Below are 14,535 nucleotides of genomic sequence, written 5' to 3' on the forward strand. Positions count from 1 at the left end.
TCATCTTGACGTTTTTTGCTGTTGTTCCAATGGCGGGAGCAGTGTCATCGACACCAAACCGGCTTTCGTGCAGCAATGTTGATCCTGATATGGCGCGCACGTACGTTGACAGGCGTGTGAAGAAAAAGGAACTCCAACTTACCGCTCTTTATCCCAAAGCTTTGGCATCGGTACGGCGCAATTATATGAAATTTGGACGCCAGGATAACCGGAGTGACCCCATATATTTCCAGCGGTCGCAAGATGCTTGGAAGAAATTCGTTTTAAATGACTGTAAGTTGCGCGCATCGTTCGGTGGCGGGTCTAATTCGTCAATTAGTGATCGCGAGCTAGACTGTTATGAAGGTGCGCTTGATGGGCGGATCGAGTTTTTCAAGCAACTCGCCGACGGGAGTTTTGGAGCAGGATGACACTCGGCTACCTCAACCATATCGGCATCGCCACGCCTTCCATCGAGAAGACAGTTGAAACCTATCGCGACCTGCTCGGCGCGGAGGCGATCGGCGCGCCGTTCGACCTGCCAGCGCAGGGCGTGCGGGTGTGCTTCATCGATGCGCCCAACACGCAGATCGAGCTGATCCAGCCGCTGGACGAAAGCTCCCCCATCGCCAACTTCCTCAGGAAGAACCCGGCGGGGGGACAGCATCATATCTGCTTCGAGGTTGCTGACATGGCCGTCGCCGTCGCCGATCTTCAGGCCAAGGGTGCGACCCTATTGGGTCAGCCGCGCATCGGCGCGCACGGCACCCCGGTCGTGTTCCTGCATCCGCGCGACATGGGCGGGGTGCTGGTCGAATTTATGGAAACGCCGGGGGAAGGGCATTGACCGAGCCCATGCTGCTGGCCGAGCGTCGGGGCGGCGTCTTAGTCCTGACGCTCAATCGTCCCGACCGCCTCAATGCCGCACCCCCCGAACTGTTCGATCGGATCGGCGAGGCATTGGCGGAGCGGGGCGATGCCCGCGCCGTTCTGCTGACGGGATCGGGCAAGGCTTTCTGCTCGGGAGCGGATATTTCGGGCGGCGCTATCGGCCCGGAGACGGTGCACCGCGCACTGGTCGATCATTTCAATCCGCTGTTCCTGACGCTCGCCGAACTGCCCATTCCGCTGGTCAGCGCGGTGCGCGGGGCGGCGGCAGGGATCGGATGCAGCCTGGCGCTGGCCGCCGATTTCTGCGTCGCGAGCGAGAGCGCCTATTTCCTCCACGCCTTCGTCAATATCGGCATGGTCCCCGATGGCGGAGCGAGTTGGATGCTGCCGCGCCTGATCGGGCGGGCGCGAGCCGCCGAAATGATGATGCTGGGCGAGCGGGTGCCGGCGGACAAGGCGCTCGACTGGGGGATGATCCACAGAGTCGTCGCGGACGATGCGCTCGATTCGGAAGCCTTCGCATTGGCCGAGCGGCTGGCGGCGGGGCCGAGCGTTGCCTTGGGTCTGATGCGTCGCGCGCTTCATGCCGGATTTGACAGCGACTATGCCACCGCGCTGACCCGTGAGGCCGAGGACCAGCGCAGCGCCCGCGCCACGCATGATGGCGAAGAAGGCGGCCGGGCCTTTTTCGAAAGGCGTCCGCCGCGCTTCCTGGGGCGATAGGGCACCACCTCTTGCGCGCGCACGATGATTTCGCTCTAGTGAAACAAAATAAGAGCAAATGAGGAGTGGCCGATGGCCGAACGCCCTGACAGGTCCGACTGGGAAGCGCTTGCCGCCAAGGAGGTGAAGGGCCGCGACCTGTCATGGGAGACGCCGGAGGGGATCACGGTCAAGCCGCTCTACACCGCGGATGATGTGAAGGCCGACCCCGGCCTCCCGGGCTTCGCGCCGTTCACGCGTGGGGTGCGGGCGAGCATGTATGCGGGTCGCCCTTGGACGATCCGGCAATATGCGGGCTTCTCGACCGCTGAGGAGTCCAACGCCTTTTACCGGCGTAATCTGGCGGCGGGGCAGAAGGGGCTGTCGGTCGCCTTCGATCTGGCCACCCACCGGGGCTATGACAGCGACCATCCCCGCGTGACCGGCGATGTCGGCAAGGCGGGGGTCGCGATCGACACGGTCGAGGATATGAAGATCCTGTTCGACGGCATTCCCTTGGATGCCATGTCGGTGAGCATGACGATGAACGGCGCGGTGATCCCGGTGCTGGCCTTCTTCATCGTCGCGGCCGAGGAACAGGGGGTTCACCGGTCGAAACTGGAAGGGACCATCCAGAACGACATCCTCAAGGAGTTCATGGTCCGCAACACCTATATCTACCCGCCCGAACCCTCGATGCGGATCATCTCGGACATCTTCGCCTACACATCCGCCGAGATGCCCAAGTTCAACAGTATCTCGATCAGCGGCTATCACATGCAGGAGGCCGGGGCGACGCAGCTCCAGGAGCTGGCCTTCACCATCGCCGACGGCATGGAATATGTGAAATATGGCGTGGCCTCGGGCCTCGACATCGATAAGTTCGCCGGGCGCCTGTCCTTCTTCTTTGCGATCGGCATGAACTTCTTCATGGAGGTCGCCAAGCTGCGCGCCGCGCGGGTGCTGTGGCACCGGGCGATGACGCAACTGGGCGCGAAGGACGAACGCTCCAAGATGCTGCGGACGCACTGCCAGACGTCGGGCGTGTCGCTGACCGAGCAGGACCCGTATAACAACGTCATCCGCACCACGATCGAGGCCATGGCGGCGATGCTCGGCGGCACCCAGTCGCTCCACACCAACGCGCTGGACGAGGCGATCGCGCTGCCCACCGACTTCTCCGCCCGGATCGCGCGCAACACGCAGATCGTGCTGCAGGAAGAGACGGGGATGACACGCGTCGTCGATCCGCTCGGCGGCAGCTATTATGTCGAGAGCCTGACCCAGTCGCTGGTCGACGGCGCCTGGGCGCTGATCGAGCGGATCGAGGCGGAAGGCGGCATGGCCAAGGCGGTTGCGGCGGGCTGGCCCAAGGCGATGATCGAGGAGGCATCCGCCGCCCGCGCCGCCAAGGTCGACCGGGGCGAGGATGTGATCGTCGGGGTGAACAAGTACCGGCTGGCCGACGAAGCGCCGGTGGAGATCCTCGATATCGACAATCATGCGGTGCGCGGGGCCCAGGTCGCGCGGATCGCGGCGGTCAAGGCCGCGCGCGACGAGGCGGCGTGCCGCTCGGCGCTGGATGCACTGCGCGACGCCGCTGCCACCTCCCCCGCCGGGGGAGGAATGGGGTCGAACCTCCTCGCGCTGGCCGTCGAGGCGGCACGGGCGCGGGCCACGCTGGGCGAAATCTCCGCCGCGCTGGAGGATGTGTTCGGCCGCTATGGCACGCAGCCGACCCCGGTCTCCGGCGTGTACGGCGGCGCGTATGGCGAGGACGAACGCTGGGCCCGCCTGCTGCGCGGGGTCGAGGCGGTCGAACGGCGTCTGGGGCGCAAGCCCCGGCTGTTCGTCGCCAAGATGGGTCAGGATGGGCATGACCGGGGTGCCAATCTCGTGTCGTCCATGTTCGGTGACCTGGGGTTCGAGGTGGTGCCGGGCGCGCTCTTCCAGACGCCGGAGGAAGCCGCCCAGGTCGCGCTCACCCACGATGTCGATGTGGTTGGCGCGTCCAGCCTTGCGGCGGGCCACAAGACGCTGATCCCCGAACTGATCGGCCATATTCGCGACGCGGGTCGCGCCGATATCAAGGTTATCGCGGGTGGCGTTATTCCGGCACAGGATTATCAGGCGCTATACGATGCCGGGGTGCAGGCTATTTTCGGCCCCGGCACCAATCTTGTGAAAGCGGCCGAGGATGTGCTGAGGCTGCTGGGCCATAACATGCCGCCGGAAACGGGCGAATGACAGGACGACACGTGATGACGACGACCACCGCGCTGAGCGCCGAGACGGCAACCCCGCGCACCGACTGGACCCGCGCCGAGATCGCCGCGCTGTTCGACCTGCCTTTCACCGAGCTGCTGTTCCGCGCCGCCGAGGTGCACCGCGCGCATCATGCCGCCGATCAGGTTCAGTTGTCGACGCTGCTGTCGATCAAGACCGGCGGCTGCCCCGAGGATTGCGGCTATTGCAGCCAGTCGGCGCATGCTGATACCGGGCTGAAGGCGACCAAGCTGATGGACCCGCGCGCGGTGCTGCAGGCGGCGGCGCAGGCCAAGGATCACGGCTCGACGCGCTTTTGCATGGGCGCGGCCTGGCGTAACCCCAAGGACCGCGACATGCCCGCCATCGTCGAGATGGTGAAGGGCGTGCGCGCCATGGGCATGGAAACCTGCATGACGCTGGGCATGCTCACCGATGCACAGGCGCAGACGCTGGCCGAGGCGGGGCTCGACTATTACAACCATAATATTGACACCTCGCCCGAGCGTTACGGCGACGTCATCACCACGCGCAGCTTCGGCGAGCGGTTGGAGACGCTGGAGCATGTCCGCGATGCCGGCATCAACGTGTGCTGCGGCGGCATCGTCGGCATGGGCGAGACGCGCGGCGACCGGGTCGGCTTCATCCATGCGCTCGCCACCCTGCCGGTGCATCCGGGCAGCGTGCCGGTGAACGCGCTGGTGCCGGTCAAGGGCACGGTGCTGGGCGATATGCTGGCCGACACGCCGCTCGCCAAGATCGACGATATCGAATTCGTTCGCACCGTGGCGGTCGCGCGCATCACCATGCCGCATTCGATGGTCCGCCTGTCGGCGGGGCGCGAGAGCATGTCGGATGCGACCCAGGCTTTGTGCTTCCTGGCGGGGGCCAATTCGATCTTCACCGGCGACAAGCTGCTGACCGCGGGCAATGCGGGCGACGACAAGGATGCCGCACTCTTCGCCCGGCTCGGGCTCACCCCCATGGCGGCGGAGTGCAAGGTGGAACTGGAAGCGGCGGAGTGAGGCTTCCACCGCCCTGTTCCCCGGCGAAGGCCGGGGCCCAGTGGCGGTGAACCATCGATGGCGCGTGGCAGAGGCCTCCCCCCGAGGCGGCACGGCGCGTCATCAGCGTCTCGGAAACTGGACCCCGGCCTTTGCCGGGGAACAGGCGACACGGACCAACGACATAAAAGGAGAGGTATCCCCGTGTTCCAGAAAATCCTGATCGCCAATCGCGGGGAAATCGCGTGCCGGGTGATCCGTACCGCCCGCAGCCTGGGCATCGCCACGGTCGCGGTCTATTCGGATGCCGATGCGGGTGCACCCCATGTCCGGCTGGCCGATGAATCGGTGCGTCTGGGGCCAGCGCCCGCCGCCGAAAGCTATCTCAAAGCCGAACTGATCCTCGCCGCCGCGCACGCGACCGGCGCGGATGCCATCCACCCCGGTTACGGCTTCCTGTCCGAGCGGGAGAGCTTCGCGCGCGCCTGTGCCGAGGCGGGTGTCGCCTTTATCGGCCCGCCGCCGAACGCCATCGCCGCGATGGGCGACAAGATCGAGTCGAAGAAGCTCGCCAAGGCGGCCGGGGTCAATGTCGTTCCCGGCTATCTGGGCGAGATCGCCGATACCGAGGAAGCGGTGCGGATCGCGACCGACATCGGCTTTCCGGTGATGATGAAGGCGAGTGCCGGTGGCGGCGGCAAGGGCATGCGGCTCGCCTGGTCGGAAGCGGACGTGCGCGAAGGCTTCGAGGCGACCAAGCGCGAAGGCCTCGCCAGCTTCGGCGACGACCGCGTCTTCATCGAGAAGTTCATCGAGAGCCCCCGCCATATCGAGATCCAGGTGCTGGGCGACCAGCATGGCAATATCGTCTATCTCGGCGAGCGCGAATGCTCGGTCCAGCGCCGCCACCAGAAGGTGGTCGAGGAAGCGCCCTCGCCCTTCGTCACCCCCGCAATGCGCCGCGCCATGGGCGAGCAGGCGGTCGCGCTGGCGCGCGCGGTCGGCTATTATTCGGCCGGGACCGTCGAGCTGATCGTCTCGGGTGCGGACCCGACGGGCGAGAGCTTCTACTTCCTCGAAATGAACACCCGGCTCCAGGTCGAGCATCCCGTCACCGAAGAGATCACCGGGCTCGATCTGGTCGAGCAGATGATCCGCGTCGCGGCAGGCGAGCCGCTGGCGTTCGGCCAGGACGATGTGACGCTGACCGGCTGGGCGATCGAGAACCGCGTCTATGCCGAGGACCCGTATCGCGGCTTCCTGCCCTCGACCGGGCGGTTGGTGCGCTACAATCCGCCCGCCGAACATGCCGATGACGACGTCCGCGTGCGCGTCGACGACGGCGTCGCCGAGGGCGGCGAGGTCAGCATGTTCTACGATCCCATGATCGCCAAGCTCGTCACCTGGGCACCGACCCGCGAGGCCGCGATCGACGCGCAGATCGCAGCCCTCGACGCGTTCGAGATCGTCGGACCGGGGACGAACATCGACTTCGTTTCCGCACTGATGCAGCATCCGCGCTTCCGTGCGGGCGCGCTCACCACCGGCTTCATCGCCGAGGAATATCCCGAAGGCTTCCACGGCGCACCCGCAAGCGCGGACCTGACCCGGATGCTCGCCGCCGTCGCCGCCTTCGCCGCCACCGCCGAGGCGGACCGGGCCCGGCGGATCGACGGCCAGCTCGGCCACCGGCTGCAACCGCCGGCCGACTGGACGGTGCGGATCGGGGGCAAGGACCATGCGGTCCACGTCTCGACCGAGAGTCTCAGCGTCGACGGCGCGGAGCTCGACCTCGCCATCGCCTATTCGCCCGGCGACCGGATGATCGCGGTCGAGGACGAAGCGGGCGAAACCCTTCACGTCCGCATCGCCAAGACCCGCACCGGCTTCCGCCTGACCACCCGCGGGGCCAGCCACACCATCCGCGTCCTGCCCGCCCGCGCCGCGGCTTATGCGCAGCATTTGATCGAGAAGGTCCCGCCCGACCTGTCGAAGTTCCTGATCGCGCCGATGCCGGGCCTGCTCGTCCGCCTCGACGTGGCCGAGGGCGACAAGGTCGAGGCGGGACAGCCGCTCGCCGTCGTCGAGGCCATGAAGATGGAAAACATCCTGCGCGCCGCCAAGACCGGCATCGTCAAGACCATCACCGCCAAAACCGGCGACAGCCTCGCCGTCGATGCGGTGATCTTGGAGCTGGAATAAGCCGACACACCCTCACCCTTCCGGCGCTTTGCGCCTCCCTCCCTCCCCCGGCGGGAGAGGGAAGGGGCCCGCCCGCGATAGCGGGTGGGAAGGGTGAGGGCAGATTATTCGGCCGATCGCTGGACAAGCGCTAAGATTCGCTCGGCTTCGGCCAAGTGCAGGCGTTCGACCATTTGCCCATCCAGCCGGATCGCGCCCAGCACCGCTTGCTCGGGATCGGCGAAGGCCTCCACCACCCTCCGCGCCCAGGCGATCTCGGCCGCGTCCGGGCCGAAGCCCGCATTCGCCGCGGCAATCTGGTTGGGATGGATCAGCGTCTTGCCGTCGAAGCCCAGACGCCGCCCTTCGGCACATTCCGCCGCCAGCCGATCGGGTGCGTCGAGGGCATTGCAGACGCCGTCCAGCACGATCAGCCCGGTGCTCCGGGCGGCGACGACGATCTGGACACGCAAGGGCAGCAAAGCCTCGGGCGCGGGGGGGGAGGGCAGGCGCATCTCCTTCGCCAGATCGTTCGTCCCCGCAATCAGGGCGGTCAGCCCCAACTCCTTCGCTGCCTGCGCAATCGTGCCCAGCGACAGGATACCGCGACATGTTTCGATCATCGCCCATAGCGGCACGTCCGCCCCCAGCGCCGCCCGTGCGGCGGCCAGCGTTGCGACGTCGTCGACCTTCGGAATCAGCACCGCCGCCGGACGCGCCTTGGCCAGCGCGGCCAAATCGTCCGTCGCATGGGGAGTGTCGAGGCCGTTCGTCCGTACGACCAGCACCCGCTCACCAAAGCCGCCTTCGCGCACCGCCGCCACTGCCGCCTCGCGCGCGCCCGACTTGGCGTCGGGGGCGACCGCATCCTCCAGGTCTAGAATGACCGCATCGGTGGGCAGCGTGCGGGCCTTGGCGAGGGCGCGGGAGTTGGAGGCTGGGAGGAACAGGGCGCTGCGCATGGTCATGGCAGGACCATAGACGCGAGGGAGTGCCCCCGTCACGCCTCTGGTGGCATGGGCGTTTCGTACCCATAGTGTAAGGATCGCAAGCCGACTCCTCCGTTCCGGCGAATGGCCGGGATCCGGCGGGGAGGCATGGGCATCAAAACGGGGGGATCGCAATGGCGGCTGCGATGATGCTTCTGGGTCTGACGATACTGCTCCGCTATTGTCCGACCTTGCCGGTGAGCCGCTGGCTGGCGGAGTGTCTGGTCGAGGCACCGGCGCGGCTGCTGAATCGCATTCGGCTGGGGCATTGGGCGATAATGGCGCTAGGGGTGGCGCTGCTCGGGTTTGCAGTCTGGTTCGAGATGGACGAGATTCGCATGCTCGCCGCGGCGGCCGGGCCGATGGGCGATCTGGTGATGCTCGCCTCTGCGATCGAATGGGGCGGTGTGGCCGAACTGGCCATGGCGGCGGTCCTGTCCTCCTCGATGCTGGCGCGTTGGCCAATGGTGCAGCGCCTGATCGTGCGGCGTTCCGCGCGGCGTGCCGTCGGGTCGCACCGCCCGGCCAATGACTCCGGCGACAGCGATGGGCGACGCCTCGCCGCCTGACCTCCCGTTTCCGGTGCGGAACGAAAGCGGGGCCCCGCCGTTCACCGGCTGAATGCCATGTGAGCCGCGCCTAGCCCATTTTCCCGCGCGTTTCGCGTGCGTTGCGCTATGCACTCTTCTGTCGGCGTGCGAGCCCGGCATCCTGAACCCAGCCGGGCCGATCGCGGCGGGCGAGCGAAGCATATTCTTCAATGCGCTGGCGGTGATGCTGGCAATCGTGGTGCCGGTGATCGTGCTGGCCTTCGTGTTCGGCTGGTGGTTCCGCGCCAGCAACACGCGGGCCAAGCATCTGCCCGAATGGGCCTATTCGGGGCGGCTGGAACTGCTGGTCTGGTCGGTGCCCGCACTTGCCATCATGTTCCTGGGTGGCATCGCCTGGATCGGCAGCCATGATCTCGACCCGCCGAAACCCATCGCGTCAAAGGCCAAGGCAATGACCGTGGAGGTCGTCGCGACCGACTGGAAATGGCTGTTCCTCTATCCCGAGCAGGGGATCGCGACCATCAATCGGCTGGTCGTGCCGGTCGGTACGCCGGTGAAGTTCCGCATCACCTCGGCGGGCGTGATGAACAGCTTCTTCGTGCCGCAATTGGGCAGCCAGATCTATGCCATGTCGGGGATGGACTCGACACTCCATCTGCGCGCGGACAAGGCGGGCCGCTATCGCGGGCTGTCGGCGCATTATAGCGGGGAGGGCTTTGCCGATATGGACTTCTTCGTCGATGCGGTGCCGCAGGGCGATTTCGACCGCTTCGTGGCGACCGCCAAAGCCGGGAAGGGCAAGACGCTCGACTGGCCCGAGTTCGTCGCCATGGCGCATCCCAGCCGCAATGTCCGCCCCGCCAGCTATCCCCGGCTCCAGCCCGGCCTCTACGACCAGATCGTGATGCGCAACGGCGCGCCAGAGGGCGAACAAGCCAAGGACGGGCGCGAGCAATGAGCTTCACTGGCAAGCTCGGCTGGGACTCGATCCCGTTCCACGAACCGCTGCCGCTGGTGTCGGCGGGGGTGATCGGTGCGGTCCTGCTGGGCGTCCTCTTCTGGGTATGGCGGCGTGGCCATATCCCCTATCTGTGGAGCGAGTGGATCACCAGCGTCGACCATAAGCGGATCGGCGTGATGTATTGCCTGCTGGCGGGCGTGATGCTGTTGCGCGGCTTTTCCGACGCGCTGCTGATGCGGTCGCAACAGGCGCTCGCCTATGGCAATGAGGGCTATCTGCCGCCCGACCATTACGACCAGATCTTCTCGGCGCATGGCACGATCATGATCTTCTTCGTGGCGATGCCATTCATGATCGGGCTGATGAATTTCGTCGTCCCGCTGCAACTCGGCGTGCGCGACGTGGCGTTCCCGACGCTCAATTCGGTGAGCTTCTGGCTGACGTGCAGCGGCGCGCTGCTCATCAATATGAGCCTGGTCATCGGCGAGTTCGCCAAGACAGGCTGGCTGGTCTATCCGCCGCTATCGGAACTGCGCTTTTCGCCCGGCGTCGGCGTCGATTATTATCTCTGGGCGCTGCAAATATCGGGAATGGGGACGCTACTGGCGGGCGTCAACATGGTCACCACCATCCTGAAGATGCGCGCGCCGGGCATGGGCTATAGCCGGATGCCGATGTTCACCTGGACGTCGCTGGCGTCCAACCTGCTGATCGTTGCAGCCTTTCCGGTGCTGACCGCCTGCCTCGGCATGCTGATCCTCGACCGCTATCTGGGCTTCCACTTCTTCACGCCGGAAGCGGGCGGCAACCAGATGATGTTCGTCAACCTCATCTGGGCCTGGGGGCACCCGGAGGTTTATATCCTGATCCTGCCCGCCTTCGGCATCTTTTCCGAAGTGATCTCGACCTTCTCGTCCAAGCCGCTGTTCGGTTACCGATCGATGGTCATCGCGACCATGGTCATCTGCATCCTGTCCTTCATGGTGTGGCTGCACCATTTCTTCACCATGGGAGCCGGGGCCGATGTGAACGGCTTTTTCGGCATCACCACGATGATCATCGCGGTACCGACGGGGGTGAAGGTCTTCAACTGGCTGTTCACCATGTATGGCGGACGCATCCGCTATACGTCGATGATGCTGTGGTCGATCGGGTTCATCGTGACCTTCGTGATCGGCGGCATGACGGGGGTGATGCTGGCGGTGCCGCCCGCCGATTTCGTGCTGCACAACTCGCTGTTCCTGGTCGCGCATTTCCACAATGTCATCATCGGCGGCGTGCTGTTCGGGGCCTTTGCGGGCTTCACCTTCTGGTTTCCCAAGATGTTCGGTTTCACGCTGGACGAGACTTGGGGGAAACGCGCCTTCTGGTTGTGGCTGAGCGGTTTCTACCTCGCCTTCATGCCGCTCTATGTCCTCGGCCTGATGGGCATGACGCGGCGGATGCAGCATTATGACGTGCCCGGCTGGCATCCCTGGCTGATCGCGGCGGGCGTCGGGGCGCTGCTGATCCTGGGCGGTATCGCCTGCCAGGTCATGATGCTCTATGTCTCGATCAAGACCCGGAAAGACCGGGTCGATGAGAGCGGCGACCCGTGGGACGGGCGCACGCTGGAGTGGATCACCACCTCGCCGCCGCCCGCCTTCAACTTCGCGGTTCTGCCCGATGTGAAGGGCGAGGAGGCCTATTGGGGGATCAAGGCCAAGGCGCGCGAGAATCGCCGCCTGTCCGACCGCCCCGATTATGAGCCGATCGAGATGCCGCGCAACTCGCCGACCGGGATCGTCACCGCCTTCTTCGCCACCGTCATGGGTTTCGCGCTGATCTGGCATATCTGGTGGCTGGTGATCCTGGGCTTCTTCGGCGCCTGGGGGACGTTCGTCATCTTCGCCTGGCGCGACAAGGCCGAGTATGAGATCCCGGTCGAGGAGGTCGAACGGCTGGACCAGACCCGCCGCCGCAGCAAGGCGACCCTGCTCGATCTGCCGGAAGAGGCGCTGTCATGAGCAAGGGGGTGGCATGAGCCAGACGGCGCAAACGCATGACCCCAACAAATGGGGTCGGGGAAGCGAGCCCAATCCGGACGGACCCGCGCCCAAGCGGGTCGTGGTTTCCTATGGTTTTTGGATCTTCCTGCTGTCGGACTTCATCCTGTTCGCCTGTTTCTTCGCCGCCTATGCGGTGCTGGTCGACGCGACGGCGGGTGGTCCTTCGGGCAAGGACATATTCGAGCTGAAGCTGGTCGAGACGGAGACGTTGCTCCTCCTCCTGTCCAGTTTCGCGTGCGGGATGGCGGGAATCGCGACGCTGGCGCGCGACATGCGCTGGTTCCAGATCGCCATGGCGGCGACGGGATTGCTCGGCGCGGGGTTCCTGGCGCTGGAGGCCTATGAGTTCCTCCACCTGATCGGCGAAGGCCATGGACCGGCGCGCAGCGGCTTTCTCTCGGCCTTTTTTGCCCTGGTCGGGTGGCATGGCCTTCACGTGACGCTTGGCCTGCTCTGGCTGACGACGATGATGGCGCAGGCTTATGCCAAGGGATTTCGTGAGGACGTGCTGCGCCGTATCCTGTGCTTCAGCCTGTTCTGGCATGCGCTCGACATCATCTGGGTGGCGCTGTTCACCATGGTCTATCTGATGGGAGTGCGCGGATGAGCGAGCGGCCCGACGAGGAAATGGCGCGCGACGAAACCGCGCCGGGCGAACAGACCGAACGGGATTCGATCGTCGGCGGCGTCCGCAGCTATGTCGTGGGCCTGGTCGCGGCGGCGATCCTGACGGCGGCGTCCTTCGCGCTGGTGCAGATGGACATCGTCTGGGCGCCCGCCGTGCCCGCCGCGCTGGTCGCGCTGGCGATCGGACAGATGGGGGTTCACCTCGTCTTCTTCCTCCACATCACGACCGGGCCGGACAATACCAACAATGTGCTGGCGTTGCTGTTCGGGGTGCTGATCGTCGCGCTGGTGCTGTTGGGCTCGATCTGGATCATGGGGCATCTGAACCACAATCTGATGGGGCCGATGGCGACGCCCTAGCTTGCGATGGCGGCGCCCCGGACGGCGGTGACGCCGCGCCTGGCGTCGAAGCGGAGGATCAGGCTCTGCCCGCCAATGGCCAGATGCAGCAGGAAGCCGTCGCCGTTCCAATCCCCCGGCGTCATCGGATCGCCAGACAAGGTGCGCCACTGCGCATCCGCCAGCCAGCCCGTCCAGTCGAGCGGCGTGTCGCGACGAAAGGCGCTCAGCGCCGCGACGAAATCCTCCAGCGCTCCGTCGCGGTTCTCCCAGTCGAGCCAGGTCGTCTCGTTATCCTGCGCATAGCCGTTGTTGTTCCCCAACTGGCTGCGCCCGAACTCGTCCCCGGCGGTCAGCATGGGGGTGCCGCGCGACAGGAACAACGTGGCGAGCATCGACCGGACCGATCGCGCCCGCGCCTCGCGGATGGCGGGATCGTCGCTTGGCCCCTCGACACCATGGTTCCACGACACCTCGTCGCCATGCCCGTCGCGATTATCCTCGCCATTGGCCTGGTTGTGCCGCCCGGCATAGGCGACGAGATCGGCCAGGGTGAAGCCGTCATGTGCCGCGACGAAATTGACCGAACGGCTCGACGATCCGGTGAACACATCCGCCGATCCCGCCACGCGCGTCGCCAGATCGCCGCTACGCCCGTCGCCGCGCCAAAAGTGCCGCACCTGGTCGCGATAGCGGTCGTTCCATTCCAGCCAATGCTCGGGGAAATTCCCAAGCTGATAGCCGCCGGGGCCGATGTCCCAGGGCTCTGCGATCATCACACGGGTCGATAGGATGGGATCGGCGGCGATTTCCGCAAAGATCGGTGCTTGCGGATCGAACCCTGGCCCGCGCGCCAGCACTGGCGCCAGGTCGAAGCGGAAGCCGTCGACTCCAGCGCGTGCGAAATGACGAAGCGTGTCGATGATCATCGCGCGGATGTTCGGGCGGCTGGCGTCGAGCGTGTTGCCAGTCCCCGCATCGTTGATGAGCGTGCCGTCCGCCGCCCGCGCATAGGCATCCGGATCGAGCCCCCGGAAGGACAGGGTGCCTCCGTGAACGTCGCTTTCGCCCATATGGTTGAAGACGAGGTCGAGGATGACGCCGATCCCCGCTTCGCGCAGCGCCGCGATGGTGGCGACCAGCTCGGTGACGCCGCCCGGCACCCGCTCCGGACAAAGCGCCATCGGCACGACCGGATTATAGCCCCAGGCATTGCGCAGCCCCAGAGGCGGCAAATGGCGCTCGTCGATCGCGGCGGTGATCGGCATCAATTCGACCGCCGCCACTCCCAGTTTGCGCAAATGGTCGAGCACCGCCGGATGCGCGAGCGCCGCCAAGGTGCCGCGTTGTTCGGGCGGAATGGCGGGATGGCGCATCGTGAAGCCGCGCACATTGACTTCGTAGATCAGCCCGCCCGGCTGGAACAGCGGCGGGGCGGGGGTGGCGGTCAGCGAGGCGACGACACGGGCACGCGGCACGATGTCGGCGGTGTCCTCGCCAAACTGGGTGAGGCGGGGGGATTGCGCAAAGGGACGGTCGAGTTCGAGCGCATAAGGATCGACCAGCAGCTTGGCGGGGTCTAACCATAGATTGCGCGCCGGGTCGTACTCGCCGTGTGTGCGGTAGCCGTAGAGGTGGTCGGCGCCGGGGACGATAACGCTCCAGACATCGCCGTCGCGGGTCATGGCGACGCGGCCTTCCTGCGCGCCGTCGAACAGGCATAGTTCCACCCGCTCGGCGGTTGAGCGGACGGCGAAGCGGGTGCTGCCGGGGACCGGCGTCGCACCAAGGAGCGGGGTGGGCTGATTCGTCATAGCGCGATCACCCTAACTCGACCGGACCACCCCGGCGAAGGCCGGGGTCCAGTTGGGCCGACCTATCGGGATTTCCACCAGCTTGGTGGCATCTGGGCCCCGGCCTTCGCCGTTCGCCGGGGGGGGGGGGGGGGGGGGGGGGGGGGGGGCGCGCGCCCCCCCAAACAGCGCCGGTCACCCCACC

The 14,535-nt window shown here is 66.0% G+C and carries 13 protein-coding genes; 11 read left to right on the forward strand and 2 right to left on the reverse strand.

Going from position 1 to position 14,535, the window contains the following annotated elements:
• Positions 1–5: 5 nt before the first annotated feature.
• The 6 genes from NZL82_RS06910 to NZL82_RS06935 all read left to right on the forward strand — a co-directional run bounded on the left by NZL82_RS06910 (position 6) and on the right by NZL82_RS06935 (position 7,043).
• Positions 6–410: a hypothetical protein gene (locus NZL82_RS06910; protein WP_261269032.1), complete on the forward strand. Its 405-nt coding sequence runs from the start codon at positions 6–8 to the stop codon at positions 408–410.
• Entirely contained in the window at positions 407–826 is a 420-nt protein-coding gene (gene mce, locus NZL82_RS06915) for a methylmalonyl-CoA epimerase (protein ID WP_261269033.1), read from the forward strand. The genes NZL82_RS06910 and mce overlap by 4 nt, the downstream gene beginning before the upstream one ends.
• An 8-nt stretch (positions 827–834) precedes the next feature.
• On the forward strand, positions 835–1,593 hold the full coding sequence (locus NZL82_RS06920; RefSeq protein WP_261269055.1) for an enoyl-CoA hydratase-related protein: 759 nt from the start codon (positions 835–837) through the stop codon (positions 1,591–1,593).
• A gap of 72 nt (positions 1,594–1,665) precedes the next feature.
• Positions 1,666–3,819, forward strand: a complete 2,154-nt coding sequence (scpA, locus tag NZL82_RS06925) for a methylmalonyl-CoA mutase (protein ID WP_261269034.1) — start codon at positions 1,666–1,668, stop codon at positions 3,817–3,819.
• A gap of 14 nt (positions 3,820–3,833) precedes the next feature.
• Positions 3,834–4,862 (forward strand): biotin synthase BioB, encoded by a 1,029-nt coding sequence (gene bioB, locus NZL82_RS06930; RefSeq protein ID WP_261269035.1) that lies wholly within the window; start codon positions 3,834–3,836, stop codon positions 4,860–4,862.
• Between the two features lie 183 nt (positions 4,863–5,045).
• Positions 5,046–7,043, forward strand: coding sequence for an acetyl/propionyl/methylcrotonyl-CoA carboxylase subunit alpha (locus NZL82_RS06935; RefSeq protein ID WP_261269036.1), 1,998 nt, complete (start codon positions 5,046–5,048; stop codon positions 7,041–7,043).
• Between the two features lie 104 nt (positions 7,044–7,147).
• Here NZL82_RS06935 and NZL82_RS06940 read toward each other — a convergent pair whose 3' ends face one another.
• Entirely contained in the window at positions 7,148–7,990 is an 843-nt protein-coding gene (locus tag NZL82_RS06940) for a CoA ester lyase (protein ID WP_261269037.1), read from the reverse strand.
• Positions 7,991–8,160: 170 nt separating this feature from the next.
• On the opposite strand from NZL82_RS06940, the gene NZL82_RS06945 reads away from it, so the two are divergent.
• Genes NZL82_RS06945 through cyoD form a run of 5 tightly spaced genes read left to right on the forward strand, consistent with a single transcriptional unit; the run spans position 8,161 to position 12,558 of the window.
• Positions 8,161–8,580 carry a hypothetical protein gene (locus NZL82_RS06945; RefSeq protein ID WP_261269038.1) on the forward strand — a complete coding sequence of 140 codons (420 nt, stop codon included), beginning with the start codon at positions 8,161–8,163 and terminating at the stop codon, positions 8,578–8,580.
• 52 nt (positions 8,581–8,632) lie between these two features.
• Positions 8,633–9,520 carry a ubiquinol oxidase subunit II gene (gene cyoA, locus NZL82_RS06950; protein ID WP_261269039.1) on the forward strand — a complete coding sequence of 296 codons (888 nt, stop codon included), beginning with the start codon at positions 8,633–8,635 and terminating at the stop codon, positions 9,518–9,520.
• Entirely contained in the window at positions 9,517–11,529 is a 2,013-nt protein-coding gene (gene cyoB, locus NZL82_RS06955) for a cytochrome o ubiquinol oxidase subunit I (RefSeq protein ID WP_261269040.1), read from the forward strand. The genes cyoA and cyoB overlap by 4 nt, the downstream gene beginning before the upstream one ends.
• Before the next feature lie 13 nt (positions 11,530–11,542).
• Complete coding sequence (locus NZL82_RS06960; protein ID WP_261269041.1) at positions 11,543–12,178, forward strand: cytochrome (ubi)quinol oxidase subunit III; 636 nt, start codon at positions 11,543–11,545, stop codon at positions 12,176–12,178.
• Entirely contained in the window at positions 12,175–12,558 is a 384-nt protein-coding gene (gene cyoD, locus NZL82_RS06965) for a cytochrome o ubiquinol oxidase subunit IV (RefSeq protein WP_261269042.1), read from the forward strand. The genes NZL82_RS06960 and cyoD overlap by 4 nt, the downstream gene beginning before the upstream one ends.
• Here the strand turns inward: cyoD and glgX are convergent.
• Complete coding sequence (gene glgX / locus NZL82_RS06970) at positions 12,555–14,351, reverse strand: glycogen debranching protein GlgX (RefSeq protein WP_261269043.1); 1,797 nt, start codon at positions 14,349–14,351, stop codon at positions 12,555–12,557. The two genes, cyoD and glgX, sit on opposite strands and share 4 nt — an antisense overlap.
• Between the last annotated feature and the right edge of the window lie 184 nt (positions 14,352–14,535).

The organism is Sphingomonas sp. LC-1, from assembly GCF_025371035.1.
Lineage (GTDB): Bacteria > Pseudomonadota > Alphaproteobacteria > Sphingomonadales > Sphingomonadaceae > Sphingomonas > Sphingomonas sanguinis_E.

What these genes read in the sequence shown, in the direction of transcription:
- mce (WP_261269033.1), top strand. Translation starts at nt 407, where the DNA reads ATGACACTCGGCTACCTCAACCATATCGGCATCGCCACGCCTTCCATC.
- NZL82_RS06920 (WP_261269055.1), top strand. Translation starts at nt 835, where the DNA reads ATGCTGCTGGCCGAGCGTCGGGGCGGCGTCTTAGTCCTGACGCTCAAT.
- scpA (WP_261269034.1), top strand. Translation starts at nt 1,666, where the DNA reads ATGGCCGAACGCCCTGACAGGTCCGACTGGGAAGCGCTTGCCGCCAAG.
- bioB (WP_261269035.1), top strand. Translation starts at nt 3,834, where the DNA reads ATGACGACGACCACCGCGCTGAGCGCCGAGACGGCAACCCCGCGCACC.
- NZL82_RS06940 (WP_261269037.1), bottom strand. Translation starts at nt 7,990, where the DNA reads ATGACCATGCGCAGCGCCCTGTTCCTCCCAGCCTCCAACTCCCGCGCC.
- NZL82_RS06945 (WP_261269038.1), top strand. Translation starts at nt 8,161, where the DNA reads ATGCTTCTGGGTCTGACGATACTGCTCCGCTATTGTCCGACCTTGCCG.
- cyoA (WP_261269039.1), top strand. Translation starts at nt 8,633, where the DNA reads ATGCCATGTGAGCCGCGCCTAGCCCATTTTCCCGCGCGTTTCGCGTGC.
- cyoB (WP_261269040.1), top strand. Translation starts at nt 9,517, where the DNA reads ATGAGCTTCACTGGCAAGCTCGGCTGGGACTCGATCCCGTTCCACGAA.
- NZL82_RS06960 (WP_261269041.1), top strand. Translation starts at nt 11,543, where the DNA reads ATGAGCCAGACGGCGCAAACGCATGACCCCAACAAATGGGGTCGGGGA.
- cyoD (WP_261269042.1), top strand. Translation starts at nt 12,175, where the DNA reads ATGAGCGAGCGGCCCGACGAGGAAATGGCGCGCGACGAAACCGCGCCG.
- glgX (WP_261269043.1), bottom strand. Translation starts at nt 14,351, where the DNA reads ATGACGAATCAGCCCACCCCGCTCCTTGGTGCGACGCCGGTCCCCGGC.